Here is a 16,960-nt window from a genome sequence, read left to right as displayed (position 1 = left end):
TATGACACAAGAAGTTCACGGTGAAGACCGTCAAATCACCTTAATAGATGATCAAGGTAATGAAGAATTATACGAGGTTTTATTCACATTTCATTCAGATGATTATGATAAATCATATATTTTACTATATCCAGCCGCTACCAATAAAGATGAAGAAATTGAGGTGTTGGCTTTTAGCTATGACGCTGATTCAGAAGGCGATGTAACTAGTAGCGATTTGCATGAAATTGAAGAAGACGAAGAGTGGAATATGGTTCAGGGAGTGCTTAATACGTTCTTGGATGATGACCGCTTAAGTGGTGAGTAAAAAAAGACTGGCTTAGCCAGCCTTTTTTAGTAATAGAGAATTTGTTAATGATGAATAATAAAATATTAGAAACTTTAGAATTTGCCAAGATTACTGATAAATTGCAGCAAATGGCAATTACAATGCCAGCTAAGAAAAAAGCCGCTACATTAATTCCAAGTAGCGATTTTAAGAAAGTTGAATTTGCTTTGCAACAAACTCTTACTGGTGTAAACCTGCTTAGAGTCAAGGGTCAATTACCACTTGTGGATTTTATGGATGTCGTGCCAAGTACAAAGAGGCTTAAAATTAATGCTAATTTGAATGCGGCCGAATTAGGCAATATTTTTTTGGTGTTGACTCTTGCAAATGAGGTTAATCATTTTTTAGACCAAAGTGAATTGTCACAAATAGATTTAACAGCAATTACCGATATTTTGTCTAACCTTAAGGTTCCTGCTAATTTGTTATATGAATTAAAAAAATCACTTGATTTTGATGGGACAATATTGGATACTGCATCGAGTGACTTAATGCGATTGCGTCGTGAGCTTAAAAAGAATGATGAAGAAATTAAGATTCGGATGGATGATTATGTTAAAGGTGGTGCTAATAAGTATCTCTCAGATCAGATTGTGACTATTAGGGATGAACGCTATGTTATTCCGGTGAAGCAGGAGTATCGTAATAAATTTGGTGGTGTTGTTCATGATCAAAGTTCTAGTGGCCAAACTTTATTTATTGAGCCAAGCGCAGTGTTAAATTTAAATAATCGTCAGCAAAACCTTCTTGCACAGGAACGCCGTGAAATTCAACGTGTTTTACATCAATTATCGGATATTGCACGCAATGATGTGAAGCAGATCGATCAAATTGCTTTAGCTCTCGTTGAACTTGATTTTATTCAAGCCAAGGCCATGTTAGCCTCTTCATTAAATGCAAGTGAACCTAAATTAACTAAAGATCAATCTTTGTCTTTCTTGAAAGCAAGGCACCCTTTAATTACGCCAGACAAAGTTGTTGCTAATGATATTTATCTTGGTCAAGACTTTGATACTATGTTAATTACGGGACCGAATACTGGTGGTAAGACTATTACTTTGAAGACAGTGGGGCTATTGCAATTAATGGCACAATCGGGTCTATTTATTCCAGCAGCTGAAGGAAGTAAAGCAGGGGTATTTAAAGACATTTGTGCTGATATTGGCGATGAACAGTCGATAGAGCAGTCACTTAGTACTTTTTCATCACACATCAATAGTATTATTAAGATAATGAAAAAGGTTGATGATCACACCTTGGTTTTAATTGATGAAATTGGTGCGGGAACAGATCCTGAAGAAGGTGCTAGTTTGGCAATTAGTATCTTGGATTTTTTACGTAAAAAAAATGCTAAGATAATTGTGACTACACATTATCCAGAGTTAAAGCTTTACGGTTATAATCGACACAAAACAACTAATGCATCAATGGAATTTGACTTGAAAACTTTGTCACCAACTTACCGTTTGCAAATTGGTATTCCCGGTCATAGCAATGCGTTTGCGATTGCACGTAGGTTAGGTATGCGTGAGGATGTAGTCAAGGATGCACAGGAAATGATATCTGATAGCAATGTTGATGTTAATCAAATGATTACGGAACTGACTAAGCAAACTAAGGCAGCTACTCAGGCTCGTAGTCACTTGCAATCAAGCCTTGATCGAAGCCGAAACCTTGAACTAGAGTTACAACAGGCACTTGATTGGTACAACCAGCGAGTACAGAAGCAATTGGAATTTGCACAAGAGCGGGCAAATGAAATTATAACCAAAAGTCGTAAAAAAGCTGACCAAATAATTACACAGTTAAAGCAACAAGGAAGTATTAAGCAAAATGAGTTAATCGCTGCTAAAGGTAAATTAAATCAGTTAGAGCAACAAAATGAAAAATTGGTCCATAACCGTGTATTACGACGAGAGAAAAAAAGACATCATGTGCAGGTTGGTGATAGGGTAAAAGTTTTGTCCTATAATCAGTTGGGTACAATTACTAAAAAACTTGGTGAGCATCAATATGAAGTGCAGTTAGGTATCATTAAAGTTAAAGTTAGTGACCGAGACATCCAAAAAGTAGGTACTGAAACTAAGTCAAAGAAAGTTACACTCACTCATGCAGTTAGCTCTAACCGTCGTAGTAATGCTAGGAGTGAACTGGATTTACGAGGGCAACGATATGATGAAGCCTTAAATAATCTTGATCGTTATATTGACTCAGTTTTGTTAGCTGGACTTGATGTTGTAACAATTATTCATGGTATTGGTACGGGAGCGATCAGAAAAGGGGTATGGCAATATTTACATGCAAGTAAACATGTCAAAAGTTATAATTATGCTCCAGCTAACGAGGGTGGGAATGGTGCTACAATTGTTCATTTGAAATAATCCCCCTTGCTTGTAAAAAGTAAGTTAAATTGCTATACTTAATCTATTAATAAGAAAACTCCTTATTTATATGAAAGAGGAATTATTTATGGTTGATGAATTAACAGATCAAAACTTTGAAACTGAAACTAAAAATGGCGTAGTGCTAACTGATTTTTGGGCTACCTGGTGTGGTCCATGTAAAATGCAATCACCGATTATCGATGAGTTAGCACAGGAACGCCAAGATGTAAAATTTACTAAGATGGATGTTGATCAAAATAAAGAGACACCTAGTTCATTAGGAATAATGGCAATTCCAACTTTAATTATTAAAAAAGATGGTAAAGTTGTTGATCGTCTTACTGGTTATACTCCTAAAGCCAAACTTGATCAAATTCTGAGTCAATATACTGACTAATTAAAAAAATGGGGTTAACCTCCTCACGCTTTAACCAAAACAGAACGCAAATCGCTTTTAGATGATTTGCGTTCTGTTTGTTCGTCCATAGTTGTCATCAATAAAAAGGGAATTTATTTTTTTGGCAGGTTTGCGTGATGGTTAGAGCTTAAGTAAAAGTTCTGTGAAAAAGACGTTGAGTAAGAAAACTCGACGTCTTTTTTGTCTAGTAAACAGTATTACATAGACTTTTTACTTATTTTTTTCTTTTAGTAAATCACAAATTTGTTTCAAGTAATCTTCAGTTGTAGGACCAGCAGATTGCTTAGCTGGGTGGGTAACTTTGTTAACGGCTTTAACAAGTAGGAAAACAATAAATGCAATAATCAAAAAGTTAATTACTGTGTTAATAAATTCCCCATATTTAAACGATGCATTACCAACTTTAAACATCAAATTAGATAAATCAATTCGGCCGATAAATAAGCCGATTAGCGGGTTAATCAGATTTTTTACTAATGAATTTACAATATTAGTAAAAGCCCCACCGATAATAACACCAACAGCTAAATCGATAACATTGCCACGTTCGATGAATTGTTTGAATTCTTTTAACATCTTAATTCCTCTCCTCTACATTAATAACATTGCAAAAATGGTAAAAAGCTCAATTAATATACTCAATAAATTAATTGAGTTTAGCAATTAAACGAACTTTTTTCTTTTTATTATCAATTTGTAACTCACATTCAGCTGTGCGTCCAGTTTCTTTTTGTATTCCTTCGGCAATAATGCCTGACTCTAAAGAAAATTCATGGCTACCACTATTTAATCGATCAGTTACACTCTGACCACTTAATTCTAGTATAATTTCTGTACGTCGTTCCTTAACTTTAGTTAAGGTACCAAATTCAGTTGTGGCAAAAAAACTATTGATATCATCAAAACAAGTTAAATCGTATTTACGTGCTATTCTTTTGCCACCCCAGTAAAGAATTTCTTCATTATCCTCGCCTAGAATTTCTGGTAATAAAAAGTCACGATATAGCTGATTGACAAAATATACATGTTCACTATGTTGATTATTACTTTGCATTAAGAAGTCATCCCTTTTATTTTCTTCTATTTTACCGTAAAATTGATAAAAGTAGAAAATATTTAAGGAGATTTATAATATGGATAAGAGACCAATCGGTCTTTTAGACTCTGGTGTTGGTGGGTTAACAGTAGTTAAAAAGTTTATTCAAAAAATGCCGAACGAGTCAACTATTTTTATCGGCGATAATGCGCATATTCCGTACGGTAACAAGTCCAAAGATGAAATTATTGCGTTAACTTGGCAAAGTGTAAAATTTTTGTTGCGGCAGAATGTTAAGATAATTGTTTTTGCTTGTAATACTGCAACAGCAGTGGCAATGAGGACAATTCAAAAGCAGATTGGTGTACAAATTGTTGGAGTTATTCAATCAGGAGCTAAATCGGCAATAAAAGCAACTAGAAATAATAATGTTGCGGTCATAGCAACACAGATGACGACAGCAATGCATGCGTATCAAGAAGCAATCATTAGTCAATGTCATGATATCCGAGTAAATGAATTTGCAGCACCGAAGTTGGTTCCACTTATTGAAAAAAAAGCAGGACACAATGCATATCTTAAAGCCATTAAAGAAACATTTGTGTCACTTAATGGGTTAGATATTGATACTCTTGTTTTAGGATGCACACATTACCCGATTATTCAAGCAGAATTTAACCAGTGTATTCGACCTGGAATTCTGTTAATTGATCCAGCTGACCAAGTTGCCCAAGATACTTATGATATTTTACAACATGAGCATTTGCTAAATGAAACTTCTCTTATTGGCAGACATGAGTATTACACTACTGGCGATGTTAATTTAGTGAATGAATTAGGAAAACTTGTGCTCAATGAACCTGAATTTCATGCACAGCGCTGCATTTATTAGAAAGTGGGTAATAATCAGTGAAAGTATTATTTGCGACAACTAATCAAGGAAAGGCAATAGAACTAAAAAAGGCTTTTGAAAACGCCAATATTAATATAAAGATAATCACCAATGCGGATCTAATTAATCCGCCATTTGTGGATGAATATGGGACAACTTTTGAGCAAAACGCCAAATTAAAAGCGCATGCTCTTGCAAATTTTAGTCACTTGATAACAATTGCTGATGATTCTGGATTAATGGTTGATGAATTAGATGGGGGTCCAGGAGTGCACTCTGCTCGTTACGCTGGTGAGGAGCACAATGATCACAAAAATAATGCAAAGTTATTAGCTGAATTAGGTGGGGTACCTTTGTCAAAAAGAACTGCTAAATTTAATACCACGATTGTGGTTTCAATGCCGAATGCTTTTGAACAAGACTTAGTGGTTTCTGGGCAATGTTCAGGACGTATTTTAACTATGCCACGAGGTAAAGATGGATTTGGCTATGATCCATTATTTTATGTTGATAAAATGGATAAAACTTTTGCAGAAATGTCAGTAGATGAAAAGAATAGTTTATCACATAGAGGTAAGGCACTTCAAAAATTGCTTAAACTTTTTCCAAGTTGGTTAGCTCAGTTTAATACTAAATAAAAAGGTGGTTAGTCTGATTAGACTACCACCTTTTTAGCTAGCAAGAGTAATTTCGTTTTCTTGTAATACTTTTAAATATGTCGCTAAATATTGATCATGTACTTCTTTTTCTTTTCCAGGTATAACTTGAAAGTGAATAACATAGTTTACTGTTTGAGCGACTTGAGCAGTAATTCCAATGATTTGAGGCTTTTGAACCAATACTTTTTTAATTAGCCCAGCATTATGGTTTACCTGTTCAATTAGTTGTCGAACCTTTGTAAAGTCATTGGTTACTTTTAGTTGAAGTTCAATGTCAAGACCAAACCCACCATGGGCTAAATTCTGTACGATTGAGATATTACGATTGGGAATATAAATAATTGATCCGTCAGCGGCTTTGAGTCGAGTAGTTCTTAGACCAAGTTGAATTACAATACCAGTTTGGTTATTAATTTGGACAATATCACCGACATCAAACTGGTCTTCACTCAAAATAAAAAAGCCGTTGACCAAATCACTCACAAAGCCCTGTGCTCCCATACCTAATGCTAGGGAAAAAATTCCCGCACTAGCTAATAAAGTTCCGATTGGAATTCCAAGAATTGATAAAACAGCAAATAAATAAAAGAACAAAACAGTGTATTCGAAAATACTGTTAATTAAAGCTGTTACCGTCATCGATCTTTTAGTTTGTAGACGTTTGCCGTGTTTTAAATAATGACCGATTATTTTTTTCCCAAGGCGGTAAATAATATAAAAAACTAGAGTCGAAACTGCTAGTTGCCACATCATAGTGAGGACTTGTTCTCCTAATCTGTCCCAATTAAAAGTTAAAGCTCGTTTATTAATTTGGAATATTTTGTTCATGATTCTTGCCCTTTCTTACACTCTATGTTTTACTATATCAAAATATCACATATGGTTTGAGATTAAAGTGTTTTCATGCTAGACTTTTTTTAGGTACAGAATTGGAGGTAGAAGATGACAATTTCTTATGGTGCATTAGCAGGACTAATTGCTGCCGTTGCATTATTAATTTTAGTACTTTTTATGATACCGGTACTTATCAGAATTGCAAAGGCGACCAAAGAAGCAGATAAAACAATCCAGGTTACTAATGAGTCAATTCAGCAAGTTACTAAGGAGATTGAAGGGTTACTTGATCAAACTAGTGATTTGTTAGATAAGACGAATGTTCTTCTGGCAGATGTTAATGTGAAGATGAAGACTATGGATCCAGTAGCACAGGCAGCTGCAGATGTGAGTGAAAGTGTTTCAGATGTTAATGCATCCACACGCAGACTAGCAAAGAGAATTAGTGGTTTTCATTTGAAACGTAACGGTGTTATGTCTTCTGCTTTAACATCAATGTATGCACGGCGTAGACGTCGTAAGGGCGCAGATTAATAAAAGGAGATACTTTTATGAAAAAAATTACAAGTTTTATATTGGGGACAGTTATTGGTGGTGCAGCAGGCTTTTTGGCTGGTTCACTACTTGTTACCGATAATCAAATTGATGAATTAAAACAAAAAGTTAAGAATAATGAAACAGTTCAGGATTTGAAGAAAAAGTACGATAACGGTACAGAAATAGTTAAGAATCAGCTATCATCATTTCCAAAGGATGTTGATGATGATTCAGAGATAAAAGATTTTGATGATATTGTAATTGACAATTCATCAGATGATAGTTCAATTGAAAATCATTTTGCAGATTCTGTTGATGATTTGCAAAATGCCGAAAATCCTTCTGATTTCAATAACCAGAACGAGTTAAATCATCCGGAAGATAAGGTTATTGGTTAAATAAAATTATCTATTAAAAAATGCATTAATGGAAATCATATTTTCCATTAATGCATTTTTATATTTGGTTACGAACTTTAGCTTAATCTTTTAAATCAAGGATACGTAATTCTTTGCTGGTATGGGTAAAAGGTTCATAACCATTTTTGGTAACTACACCGCAATCTTCAATTCTGACGCCAGCTACATTTGGAATATAAATGCCGGGTTCAATTGAAAAGCACATGCCTTCCTCAATGATTAAATCATTGCCTTGTACGATTGATGGATATTCATGAACTTCTTTGCCAATACCATGACCGAGACGATGAATAAAGTATTTACCATAACCAGCTTTAGTGATGATATCGCGAGCAACGCTATCAAGTTCAGAAGCAGTTATCCCTGGTCTAACAGCTTCAATTGCTGCTTGTTGAGCTTCTCTATCGATTTCATAGATTTCTTTTTGTTTGGCGGTTGGCTCACCGTAAGCAACTGTTCGACTAGAGTCGGATGCATAACCATTATGCATAGTTCCCAAATCAAATAGAACTAATTCGTGGGGGTTGACTTTATCCATTGTTGGTCCTAAATGTGGGTTGGCAGCGTTGGTACCCGTTTGTACGATTGTTTCAAAACTTTCATGCATTACCCCTTTTTGAATTTTTAATTGATACTCAATTTGTCCAGCAATGTAGCGTTCACTTACGCCAGTTCTAATTGCATCAAAACCAATCTGAAATGCAAAATCAGCCTCACGGCCAGCTGCTTGTAATTGCTTGATTTCTTCTGGAGTTTTATACAAACGAATTTTGGCAATAAAATTTGAGATATCACCATCAAAATTAGCATCGGGGAATTGTTCATGGATAAGCTGATAATGAGCTACAGACAAATTATTTTTTTCTAACGCCCATTTTTGGTATGCTGAAGTACGGCTTTTTATTTTATCAGCAATAACTGCCCAAGGATTTTCAGAATCGAGATAGCCATAAACATCGCCATTCCAAGCGGAATTTTTCGCTTCTTCGATGTTTAGAGCGGGAACAAAAACAAATGGTTCCTGATCTTTGAATGCTAATAAGCAGAAAATTCGTTCATGAGGTTCCATTTCATAACCGGTAAAGTAAGCAATTGTGGTTGGATTGGAAATATAAGCCACATCGTTACCAGAACTTTGCAGCCATTCTTGTAATTTGGTTAAATTCATTTTTAATCCTTTCAAATTAATCAATTAATTAGGAAAATTATATCATGTTCTTGACCTGAAAAAATGAAAGAATAGTTGGAAACGCTTGCAATTAGATAAAAAGCATGCTAAATTTGATACTAGTATTTAAGATTAAGATAGGGGAATGAGGATGCGTAAACAAGATATTACAATTTATGATGTTGCTCGTGAAGCTAAGGTGTCAATGGCCACAGTTTCACGGGTTGTTAATGGTAATACTAACGTGCGCAAAGATACGCGCGATCGAGTAATGGAAGTAATTAAGCGGCTGCATTATCAACCTAATGCCGTGGCTCAAGGGTTGGCTTCCAAACGAACCACAACTGTTGGCTTAATTGTACCGGATTTAACCAATCTATATTTTGCTGAATTGTCAAAAGGAATTGATGATATTGCCCTTTTATATAAGTACAATATTATTATCACAAGTATTGAAAATCGTTTAATGAAAGAAGATCAAGCGATTCAGAGCTTATTGAATAAGCAAGTTGATGGTGTAATTTATATGTCAGACAATCTTCCAGATGAAGCAGTTGAAGCTTTTAAACGAACAGCTACACCGGTAGTCTTGGCTGGAACCAAGGTAAAACATGATGAATTTCCATCTGTAACTATTGATTATAAAAAAGCCGACACGGAAGCCTTAAATTTGCTGTATAACGATGGAAAAAGAAATTTAGCCCTTGTTTTGGATAATTCCAGCACAGTTGTTAATACTGATAACCGCATTGTTGCTTATAAGAAGTTTATGGCAGAGCATAATCTGGGTAAGGGACATATTTATAATAATATTAAAGATTATTCAGATGGTTATAACCTGTTTTCTCAATTAATGCGTGATAATATTAACGGTGTTATTGTTACAAATGATATTACGGCTGTTGGAATTTTAAATTCAGCAATTGATGCGGGAATGAATGTTCCGAAAGATTTGGAAATTATTACGACCAGTGCAACTCAAGTTGCATCGGTAGTGCGGCCAGCTTTAACAGCAATTCGTCAACCTCTGTATGATATTGGTGCAGTTGCGATGAGATTGCTAACAAAGATGATGAACAATGAAGAAATTAGTGATAAACAAATAGAATTACCATACGAATTGCTCAAAAAGCAAAGTACAACAAATGAATAATTTTAGTTTTGAACCAATAAAAAGCGATTTACAGTATTAGTAAATCGCTTTTTATATTGCTATGTGATTAATTATATTTAGTTGTTGCTTAATTGAAAGGACTGCTGGTGGTTCAACTGGTTGATAAGCAGTTAGTGCAATATTGTTGTAGCGATTCATTCGTGGTAATTGGCGATATTGTTGCCAAGAAGTGTCGTCGAAGAATCCGTAAAAGAGAATATCTTTAGCTCTAATCCAACCAGATGAAATCCGTAGCCACATGCTTTTAGGACTGCCATTAAAGTTCTGGATTTTATAGAGTCGATTTGCAGGAAGTTTTTGAGATGTCTTTGCTTGATTTTCTGGGTAACGGTAAATCATTACGGATGATTTAGGTTTTGCTAAAATTTGTTTATTCTGATAAGGAGCCACATCCTGTGGTTTTAAATCGAGGTTAACAAATTCAGCAGAAATAAATGTTTGATTTGCAATTTGATAGTAGAGCTGATTGTGAACGCGAACACCGTACATCACATTTACATTTTGTCCGGGATATACATACTTATGCTGTTTATGTCGAACATAAGGATTCATCATGGTTGCAGTTCTTACTTTACCAAAATAGATTCCTTTACGATGAATATCATATTTTCGAGATCCTTCTTTAGCAAGTTTATACTTAAAGCCAGTACTTGGAAAATTAGTAACCACACCATCAATATTTTTATTAATAAGCCAATGCCACAAGCTGGGGGATTCATCCATTTCAGTCCAAACAAAGACCTGCTTATTTAATAAATGCAGCCAATGTATCAGCCAGGGGTGGTTTAAAATCAAATCAGAAGAAACGTTAACAGCATTAACTTGTGGTAAATTACTAAAATTCATTCTTTTAAGACTGCCAACAATTAGAATTAGATATGAATCAGGCAAAATTTCACGAAAATGAAAAAGGCTTGCTGCTGAAAATGAGTGAATCATTATTCGTTTTTCCATGTGATATTTTTTGACAGTAGCAGCAATTTCATCTTCAAGCATATAAGATGAATCAAGTGAATGATCAATTTTGGTTTCCAAAATAAACTTAGCTTGCGGTCTATGCTGATAATGTGCAAATAACTCAGCCAGACTTAATACATGTTCGCCATTATCATAAGTTAATTGACTAAGTGCGTGCCAAGTATTTTGTGATACAATGGCAGGAGTATGGGTAACTCGGAATAAGTCATCGTCATGCGATACCACAGCCACACCATCTGAGGATAAATGAAGGTCGAGTTCAACGTAATCAGCGCCTGAGTTAAAGGCGGAATCGTCACTTTGGATAGTTTCTTCAGGATATTTGCTAGGGTCGCCTCGATGACCGACAACGGTGAAACCGCTAGTTGTTAAAAAGATTATGCTAAAAAAGAGAGCTGCAATCAGCAGGCTTTTATGTTTCATGTGTACACCTCTATTAAATATTACAATAGCATGGTTACACATTTTTTGCTATATATCACTGTTTAAGTTTATGTAGGGATAGTTAATGAATCAACAATATGAAGAATTGGATTTAATTGAAGAAATCACTCGTAATGATGGTAGTAAATATTTTGAAATTTCCAATATTGATCAAAACGGAATTGCTGAGTTAGCCGTTGATCGAGGATTAATCAAAAATGTTAGAATTTTGCAATTAAATATACCACGTACAAAAGCCTTAATCACTTACGAAGAATATATTAATAAAAATTACAAATTAGAAACTTTAACTAATGAAGCTGATTGGAAGAATCCCAACTGGGTAGAATGGGAAAAACCAGAGGGAAAAATTTTAGATACATATAATTTGATTTTAAGATCAAATAAAATAGGATAGAGAACATAAAAATGGAAAAAATTCGTATTTTGCATACAAATGATTTGCATTCGCATTTTGAGCATTTTCCTCAAATTGGACGCTATCTGCATGCGGCTCAACAAGATCGATCGGTTGATCAAGTGTTGACATTTGATGCCGGTGATTTTTTAGACCGTTCTAATCCACTAACGGATGCTACCTTGGGACAAGCAAATATTAAATTCATGAATTCGTTTAAGTATGATGCTGTTACAATTGGTAATAACGAAGGGATTTCCAATTCACATGAAGTTGTTGAACATTTATTTGATCATGCTCAATTTCCAGTGCTACTTGCAAATTTACGTGAGGAAGACGAAAGTATGCCACATTGGGCACATGATTATAAGATTATGCGGACAAAAAAAGGAACACGAATTGCATTAATAGGACTAACCGCTGCTTATCCGCTTTCTTATAAACCGAATCACTGGCATGTAAAAATGCTGCGAGAAACAATGGATCGAGTTTTGCCTAAAATTACTGGGAAATATGATATTTTAATTCTTTTAACACATGTTGGTTTGAATATGGACCGTTTTTTAGCTAAAAATTATTCTCAAATTGATCTGATTATTGGTGGACATAGTCATGATTTGCTAAAGCATGGTGAGAAGGTTAATGGAGTTTGGATTACACAAACTGGTAAGTGGGGAAATTTTGTTGGTAATACGTACGTTGAAATTGATGATCAGCACCATATCCAAATGATTACACCATCTGTGGAGTCAACTAATCTAATGGAAACTAAACCATGTGATAAAGAATTGGTGCATGGATATTTTGAACACGGTCGAAAAATCTTGTCGCGTGAACCAGTTGCAAAATTACCGCACAAATATGAAGAAAATAATGATGCCGCTATTCATGTTTCGATGGATGCAATTGCAAACTTTGCGGGCACAAATTTAGCGATGCTTAGCTCAGGATTATTCTTAACACCATTTAAGTCAGGTGTGATAACTAAGTATGATTTACAAAAATCACTTCCACATTCAATGCATGTGGTGCGAACGAGGCTAAAGGGCTGTGATTTATGGCGCTTAGTGATGGAAATTGAAAAGAACCGTCATTATTTAGATCGTTTTCATCTTCAAGGAATGAGCTTTCGAGGAGAAGTATTTGGTCAAATGCATTATCGTGGCATTAAATTTGATCCAATCAATCGTACTGTTTTTGTAAATAACCAAGAAATTGATCCAGTTAAGGAATATGAGCTTGCTGTTTTAGATCATTATGTTTTGGTTCCCTTTTTCCCTACACTTGCAATTGTTGGAGAAAATGAATTTTTGTTCCCACAATTTTTACGTGAAGTTGTGGGTAACTATTTGGCACAAAAATATCCTTTAGCTGGGAGCAGAACTTATGACAGATAAAGTTAATAATGATAATAAATTTACCAAACAACAACCGTTGAGACATTCACTGGCTTCAGTGACCTTAAATGGTGACCATTTAAAAATTAATAAACAGCTCTACCAAATTCTTGTAAATAAACAAGAAGCTATCAATTTAGACGTTTTGCGTAAAAAATATGATCCCTACTTAGATCAGTATGATTTTTTAGTCGGGGATGTTTCTAGTGATCATTTACGGCTTAGGGGTTTTTATAAAGACAACGTTCAAACTGCTATTGATCGCAAGCAACGTGCAATAGCAGATTATTTAATGGAATTTTGTAATCCCGGGGGACCGTATTTTGTTTTACAATTATTGACCCCTGTTCATCATTATAAAACTGGTAGTCGAAAAAATTGGGGAAGCACTAAAAAGCATAGACAGAGTGCACGTCTTCGAAAGGATAATAATTTGTCCTATCGTCATCATCAACCAATGGTTCATTTTAAAAAACGCGAAACTGGGAAAATGTCAAAAGAAGTTGGAATTCACCATTCTTTTATTATAAAAAAAAGAAAGAGTAGTAACTAAGTGAAGGATTACCGTTTATTTTTAGTTGATCTTGATGGAACCATTTATCGCGGAAACTATACAATTGCAGCAGGAGTCCGTTTTATTAAGCGACTTGATCAAGCAAAAAAAGATTATATTTTCTTAACCAATAACACTACACGAACACCGCAGATGGTAGTTAAAAAATTGGCTCAACACGGTATAAAAACAGATACAACTCATATTTATACTCCTAATATGGCAACAATTGACTTTCTTTTAGATCAAGAAAGAGACCGAATTGGTAAAATTGGTGTTTATTTGATTGGGCAAGTTGGACTTTGGAATGAGTTTTGGCAACATTCACAATTTGAATTCAATGAAGAAAATCCAAATTATGTAATTGTGGGAATGGATACTGATTTGACTTATCATAAGGTTCAAGTTGCAACTAATGCTATTAGAAATGGTGCAATCTTTATTAGTACAAATGGGGATTTGAATTTGCCTAGTGATCAAGGACTAATGCCTGGAAATGGTGCGCAATGTGCAATGATAGCGGCTTCAAGTGGAAAAAAACCACTTATAATTGGGAAGCCATCCAAAATTATTATAGATAAATTACTAGTGAAAATGCATTGTCTTAAGGAAAATGCATTACTAGTTGGTGATAATTATGAAACTGATATTAAGGCAGGCTTTAATAGTCATGTTGATCAATTGTTAGTTACTTCTGGAATTACACAAAGAAAAGATATTGTTGATCAAAAACAGCCGACATTTGTCGTTAACAACTTGGATGAGTTTAAATTATGAAAATCAAAAGTGGTTTATTGACGTTTTTTTATCATTTTATTTTTGCAATTACCAGTAGTGTAGTTGGAGCGTTATTTGCAAGTTGGCCTTTACTAGTTGTTTTTGTAATTGTTCAAAAGACCAACCGAACTGTCAATTTGTCATTGGGTCAAGTTATGGCAAATTATAATCAATTGCTGAAGTATTTGGTTTGTCCATTTGATAAGAAGCTAGTAATGACTAATTTTCGAACTTCACCAATGGCTGCTCAACATTTTGCAGAAGTTAAAAGGTTGTTTATTTTAGCCATTGTGGCTTTTTTATGTTGTTTAACGATTCACTTTTTTGTTAATCACAAAAACAGTAAGGCACTTAAATTAAATAAAGTTTCAGCACTTTTATTATTGGTTTTACCAATAGTCGTATTGCCATTTGCATTAGCAAATTTTGATCAATTTTTTGTAACTTTTCACCACCTGTTTTTTTCTGGAAGTAATACTTGGTTGTTTGATCCGGAAACTGATCCCATTATTAATGTGCTTACAGAAGGTTTTTTTGCAGCCTGTTTTGCAGTTTGGGGAATAATTTATGAACTGTATTTTGCTGATCAGTTGTTACAACGTTAAAAAAGGAGCTCCTTAATGAAGCTCCTTTTTTTGATTGAATTGTTTTTTTAAAGCAATAATTGCAATAGGTAAAACCGAAATCAGAATGATTGCAATAAGCAACAGAGAAAAGTGCTCTTTAACTAGTGGAATATTACCAAAAATAGCGCCAATGATTGTGAATAATCCACTCCAAACAATCCCACCAACTATATTATATAGTGCAAACTTGCCATAATGCATCTTGCTACCACCAGAGATAAAGGGCACAAAAGTTCTGATAAATGGGATAAATCGACCAATGACAATCGTAATTGGTCCATGGCGATTAAAAAATTGTTCTGCAGCTAAACGATTTTTTTGGTTGATTAATCGGTTAAACCAAGAATGTTTAGAACCGGCATTAACTGAATATGCACCAATTTCGTAATTGCAGGCATCGCCTAGAATTGCCGCCAATAAAACGGCTAAATAAATTAACCAAATGTTAAGGTTGTATTTTTGATTGATGGCCATGGAACTTGCTGCAAAGATTAGTGAATCTCCTGGTAAAAATGGGAAGATTACTAAGCCAGTTTCGACAAAAATAATGCTGAAAATAATCAAGTAAGTCCAGTTACCAAATTGATTAACTATTTCTATTAAATGATGATCAATGTGAAGAATAAAATTGATTATGGGCATAAGGCTACCTTCCTATAAACTTGTTGAATGAACTGTTAAGGCTTTTTCAGGAAAGAGGAACCGCATGATGGAAGTAACTGCGATTTGAGCTTCTCCAAAGCCGAGCGCAATTACAGGAACGCGACCAGGATAGGTCACAGCATCACCAATGGCGTAAATATCGGGGACGTTAGTGGTCATTTCGCGTGAAACCTTAATTTGACCATTAACTAAGTTAATTCCCCAGTTGCTGACAAAATTGTTATTACTACGGAATCCATAAGCAACAATAATTTGATCAAACTGATGACTAATAATTTCTTTATTACCTATTTGCTTTAGCTCCACTTCAAGTTGATTATTCCTGATTGCAATAGAATTAGGAAGATACGGCGTTATAATTTCAACATTTTTTAAACTTTTTAACTGTTGAACGTTTTTTTCCAATCCGCGAAATTCGTTACGCCGATGAATTATTTTTACGTGAGTATTATTTTCGCTTGCTAGTTCAAGTGCCCAATCAAGAGCAGAATCCCCACCTCCAAAAATGCCAATGGTTTGATTAGCAAATAGATGTGGCTCTTTAATAAAATAATGAACCTTTTTTTCAACTGCTTCACTCATTTTTAGTGGGAACTTTCTTGGTGAAAACGCACCATTACCTGTTGCAATAATGACACTTCTCGTTTCAAATTCATTGTCAATAATAAAACTATTCTCGTGCTTTTGAATTGCTCTTACCTTATGCTCTAACACAAAATCGCTATTTTTCTTAGCAGTTAAATGCAGTTGTTCAATAAGAGCGGCACCAGTAATTTGATTAAAGACAGGTATATCGAATATTTTTTTAAAAGGATACAGCATTTGAGGCTGTCCACCAACTTTCTTTAATGAGTCGAAAGTTACAGTTTTTAAGCCATGTAAATTTGCAAAACTAGTACAAAATAGCCCAACAGGTCCAGCGCCAATAATTGCTAAATCAAATTTTTTTATTTTAAAAACCTCCTATAAACGTTGATATAACAACTTTATCATGAAATGCTTTGCAAGTCACTTCAATAAATTTCAAAAAAAGCTTGCAAAAGAAGAAAAAGGTTGCTAATATAAATAACTGTCGTCGGGCGAAAGTCAAAGAGACAGAAGCGAAGAGGACAAAAAACATTTGAAAGAAAAGCTTGACAAAGGAAAGCTGATTTAGTAAGATGATAAACGTTGCTGCTTGAGAGAGCAGAGAGCGGACAGAAAAAAGTTCTTGACAAAGAGAACAAGATCTGATAAATTATAAAAGCGCTCCTGACAAAGGAGAGCAGGTAGTACC

20 protein-coding genes are annotated in these 16,960 nt (G+C 34.6%); 13 read left to right on the top strand and 7 right to left on the bottom strand.

Annotated elements, in window-relative coordinates; all coding sequences use genetic code 11:
• Position 1 precedes the first annotated feature (1 nt).
• From ACYIAQ_RS05155 to trxA, 3 genes are all read left to right on the top strand, one after another.
• Positions 2–307 (top strand): DUF1292 domain-containing protein, encoded by a 306-nt coding sequence (locus tag ACYIAQ_RS05155; RefSeq protein WP_122017811.1) that lies wholly within the window; start codon positions 2–4, stop codon positions 305–307.
• Positions 308–357: 50 nt separating this feature from the next.
• Complete coding sequence (locus tag ACYIAQ_RS05150) at positions 358–2,709, top strand: endonuclease MutS2 (protein WP_483562811.1); 2,352 nt, start codon at positions 358–360, stop codon at positions 2,707–2,709.
• A gap of 88 nt (positions 2,710–2,797) precedes the next feature.
• Positions 2,798–3,109 (top strand): thioredoxin, encoded by a 312-nt coding sequence (gene trxA, locus ACYIAQ_RS05145; RefSeq protein WP_483562756.1) that lies wholly within the window; start codon positions 2,798–2,800, stop codon positions 3,107–3,109.
• A gap of 231 nt (positions 3,110–3,340) precedes the next feature.
• Here the strand turns inward: trxA and mscL are convergent, their stop codons facing one another.
• Entirely contained in the window at positions 3,341–3,706 is a 366-nt protein-coding gene (gene mscL / locus ACYIAQ_RS05140) for a large-conductance mechanosensitive channel protein MscL (RefSeq protein WP_122022664.1), read from the bottom strand.
• A gap of 70 nt (positions 3,707–3,776) precedes the next feature.
• Positions 3,777–4,184: a YslB family protein gene (locus tag ACYIAQ_RS05135; RefSeq protein ID WP_122017814.1), complete on the bottom strand. Its 408-nt coding sequence runs from the start codon at positions 4,182–4,184 to the stop codon at positions 3,777–3,779.
• 79 nt (positions 4,185–4,263) lie between these two features.
• Here ACYIAQ_RS05135 and murI point away from each other — a divergent pair, with 79 nt between their 5' ends.
• Together murI and ACYIAQ_RS05125 are read left to right on the top strand one after the other, a co-directional pair.
• Positions 4,264–5,058 (top strand): glutamate racemase, encoded by a 795-nt coding sequence (murI, locus tag ACYIAQ_RS05130; protein ID WP_483562755.1) that lies wholly within the window; start codon positions 4,264–4,266, stop codon positions 5,056–5,058.
• A gap of 17 nt (positions 5,059–5,075) precedes the next feature.
• A complete protein-coding gene (locus tag ACYIAQ_RS05125; protein WP_483562754.1) occupies positions 5,076–5,696 on the top strand; it encodes an XTP/dITP diphosphatase in 621 nt (206 codons plus the stop codon).
• Between the two features lie 33 nt (positions 5,697–5,729).
• Here ACYIAQ_RS05125 and ACYIAQ_RS05120 read toward each other — a convergent pair whose 3' ends face one another.
• Positions 5,730–6,545: a mechanosensitive ion channel family protein gene (locus tag ACYIAQ_RS05120; protein WP_483562753.1), complete on the bottom strand. Its 816-nt coding sequence runs from the start codon at positions 6,543–6,545 to the stop codon at positions 5,730–5,732.
• A 114-nt stretch (positions 6,546–6,659) separates the two neighbouring features.
• On the opposite strand from ACYIAQ_RS05120, the gene ACYIAQ_RS05115 reads away from it, so the two are divergent.
• Together ACYIAQ_RS05115 and ACYIAQ_RS05110 are read left to right on the top strand one after the other, a co-directional pair.
• The gene (locus ACYIAQ_RS05115; protein ID WP_122017818.1) at positions 6,660–7,085 is read left to right on the top strand and encodes a DUF948 domain-containing protein; all 426 of its coding nucleotides are present in this window, start codon (positions 6,660–6,662) and stop codon (positions 7,083–7,085) included.
• 17 nt (positions 7,086–7,102) lie between these two features.
• Positions 7,103–7,486, top strand: a complete 384-nt coding sequence (locus tag ACYIAQ_RS05110; RefSeq protein ID WP_122017819.1) for a YtxH domain-containing protein — start codon at positions 7,103–7,105, stop codon at positions 7,484–7,486.
• Positions 7,487–7,568: 82 nt separating this feature from the next.
• Here ACYIAQ_RS05110 and ACYIAQ_RS05105 read toward each other — a convergent pair whose 3' ends face one another.
• Positions 7,569–8,675, bottom strand: a complete 1,107-nt coding sequence (locus ACYIAQ_RS05105; RefSeq protein ID WP_122017820.1) for a M24 family metallopeptidase — start codon at positions 8,673–8,675, stop codon at positions 7,569–7,571.
• Between the two features lie 151 nt (positions 8,676–8,826).
• Here ACYIAQ_RS05105 and ACYIAQ_RS05100 point away from each other — a divergent pair, with 151 nt between their 5' ends.
• The gene (locus tag ACYIAQ_RS05100) at positions 8,827–9,828 is read left to right on the top strand and encodes a substrate-binding domain-containing protein (protein ID WP_483562752.1); all 1,002 of its coding nucleotides are present in this window, start codon (positions 8,827–8,829) and stop codon (positions 9,826–9,828) included.
• A 51-nt stretch (positions 9,829–9,879) separates the two neighbouring features.
• Here ACYIAQ_RS05100 and ACYIAQ_RS05095 read toward each other — a convergent pair whose 3' ends face one another.
• Complete coding sequence (locus tag ACYIAQ_RS05095; RefSeq protein WP_483562751.1) at positions 9,880–11,250, bottom strand: glycerophosphodiester phosphodiesterase; 1,371 nt, start codon at positions 11,248–11,250, stop codon at positions 9,880–9,882.
• 85 nt (positions 11,251–11,335) lie between these two features.
• Here ACYIAQ_RS05095 and ACYIAQ_RS05090 point away from each other — a divergent pair, with 85 nt between their 5' ends.
• The 5 genes from ACYIAQ_RS05090 to ACYIAQ_RS05070 are packed head-to-tail and all read left to right on the top strand — an operon-like array spanning position 11,336 to position 15,000.
• Positions 11,336–11,668 carry a hypothetical protein gene (locus ACYIAQ_RS05090; RefSeq protein WP_122017823.1) on the top strand — a complete coding sequence of 111 codons (333 nt, stop codon included), beginning with the start codon at positions 11,336–11,338 and terminating at the stop codon, positions 11,666–11,668.
• Positions 11,669–11,679: 11 nt separating this feature from the next.
• Positions 11,680–13,065 carry a bifunctional metallophosphatase/5'-nucleotidase gene (locus ACYIAQ_RS05085; protein WP_483562750.1) on the top strand — a complete coding sequence of 462 codons (1,386 nt, stop codon included), beginning with the start codon at positions 11,680–11,682 and terminating at the stop codon, positions 13,063–13,065.
• Entirely contained in the window at positions 13,055–13,618 is a 564-nt protein-coding gene (locus tag ACYIAQ_RS05080; protein ID WP_122022670.1) for a YutD family protein, read from the top strand. Before ACYIAQ_RS05085 ends, ACYIAQ_RS05080 begins: the two co-directional genes overlap by 11 nt.
• Positions 13,619–14,395 carry a TIGR01457 family HAD-type hydrolase gene (locus ACYIAQ_RS05075; protein ID WP_483562749.1) on the top strand — a complete coding sequence of 259 codons (777 nt, stop codon included), beginning with the start codon at positions 13,619–13,621 and terminating at the stop codon, positions 14,393–14,395. It begins immediately after the preceding gene.
• The gene (locus ACYIAQ_RS05070; protein WP_483562748.1) at positions 14,392–15,000 is read left to right on the top strand and encodes a TIGR01906 family membrane protein; all 609 of its coding nucleotides are present in this window, start codon (positions 14,392–14,394) and stop codon (positions 14,998–15,000) included. The genes ACYIAQ_RS05075 and ACYIAQ_RS05070 overlap by 4 nt, the downstream gene beginning before the upstream one ends.
• Positions 15,001–15,012: 12 nt before the next feature.
• Here the strand turns inward: ACYIAQ_RS05070 and ACYIAQ_RS05065 are convergent, their stop codons facing one another.
• A complete protein-coding gene (locus ACYIAQ_RS05065) occupies positions 15,013–15,663 on the bottom strand; it encodes a VTT domain-containing protein (RefSeq protein ID WP_483562747.1) in 651 nt (216 codons plus the stop codon).
• Positions 15,664–15,675: 12 nt separating this feature from the next.
• Complete coding sequence (locus ACYIAQ_RS05060) at positions 15,676–16,614, bottom strand: NAD(P)/FAD-dependent oxidoreductase (protein WP_483562810.1); 939 nt, start codon at positions 16,612–16,614, stop codon at positions 15,676–15,678.
• Between the last annotated feature and the right edge of the window lie 346 nt (positions 16,615–16,960).

Source organism: Lactobacillus sp. X-49, from assembly GCF_057063645.1.
This window is presented reverse-complemented; position numbering and strand designations above follow the sequence as displayed.

Bases quoted from the DNA above. Each gene is read 5' to 3' on its own strand.
- ACYIAQ_RS05085 (WP_483562750.1), top strand. From the start codon at position 11,680: ATGGAAAAAATTCGTATTTTGCATACAAATGATTTGCATTCGCATTTT.
- ACYIAQ_RS05135 (WP_122017814.1), bottom strand. From the start codon at position 4,184: ATGCAAAGTAATAATCAACATAGTGAACATGTATATTTTGTCAATCAG.
- ACYIAQ_RS05095 (WP_483562751.1), bottom strand. From the start codon at position 11,250: ATGAAACATAAAAGCCTGCTGATTGCAGCTCTCTTTTTTAGCATAATC.
- ACYIAQ_RS05080 (WP_122022670.1), top strand. From the start codon at position 13,055: ATGACAGATAAAGTTAATAATGATAATAAATTTACCAAACAACAACCG.
- mscL (WP_122022664.1), bottom strand. From the start codon at position 3,706: ATGTTAAAAGAATTCAAACAATTCATCGAACGTGGCAATGTTATCGAT.
- ACYIAQ_RS05065 (WP_483562747.1), bottom strand. From the start codon at position 15,663: ATGCCCATAATCAATTTTATTCTTCACATTGATCATCATTTAATAGAA.
- ACYIAQ_RS05120 (WP_483562753.1), bottom strand. From the start codon at position 6,545: ATGAACAAAATATTCCAAATTAATAAACGAGCTTTAACTTTTAATTGG.
- trxA (WP_483562756.1), top strand. From the start codon at position 2,798: ATGGTTGATGAATTAACAGATCAAAACTTTGAAACTGAAACTAAAAAT.
- ACYIAQ_RS05105 (WP_122017820.1), bottom strand. From the start codon at position 8,675: ATGAATTTAACCAAATTACAAGAATGGCTGCAAAGTTCTGGTAACGAT.
- ACYIAQ_RS05150 (WP_483562811.1), top strand. From the start codon at position 358: ATGAATAATAAAATATTAGAAACTTTAGAATTTGCCAAGATTACTGAT.
- ACYIAQ_RS05155 (WP_122017811.1), top strand. From the start codon at position 2: ATGACACAAGAAGTTCACGGTGAAGACCGTCAAATCACCTTAATAGAT.
- ACYIAQ_RS05115 (WP_122017818.1), top strand. From the start codon at position 6,660: ATGACAATTTCTTATGGTGCATTAGCAGGACTAATTGCTGCCGTTGCA.
- ACYIAQ_RS05090 (WP_122017823.1), top strand. From the start codon at position 11,336: ATGAATCAACAATATGAAGAATTGGATTTAATTGAAGAAATCACTCGT.
- murI (WP_483562755.1), top strand. From the start codon at position 4,264: ATGGATAAGAGACCAATCGGTCTTTTAGACTCTGGTGTTGGTGGGTTA.
- ACYIAQ_RS05070 (WP_483562748.1), top strand. From the start codon at position 14,392: ATGAAAATCAAAAGTGGTTTATTGACGTTTTTTTATCATTTTATTTTT.
- ACYIAQ_RS05110 (WP_122017819.1), top strand. From the start codon at position 7,103: ATGAAAAAAATTACAAGTTTTATATTGGGGACAGTTATTGGTGGTGCA.
- ACYIAQ_RS05100 (WP_483562752.1), top strand. From the start codon at position 8,827: ATGCGTAAACAAGATATTACAATTTATGATGTTGCTCGTGAAGCTAAG.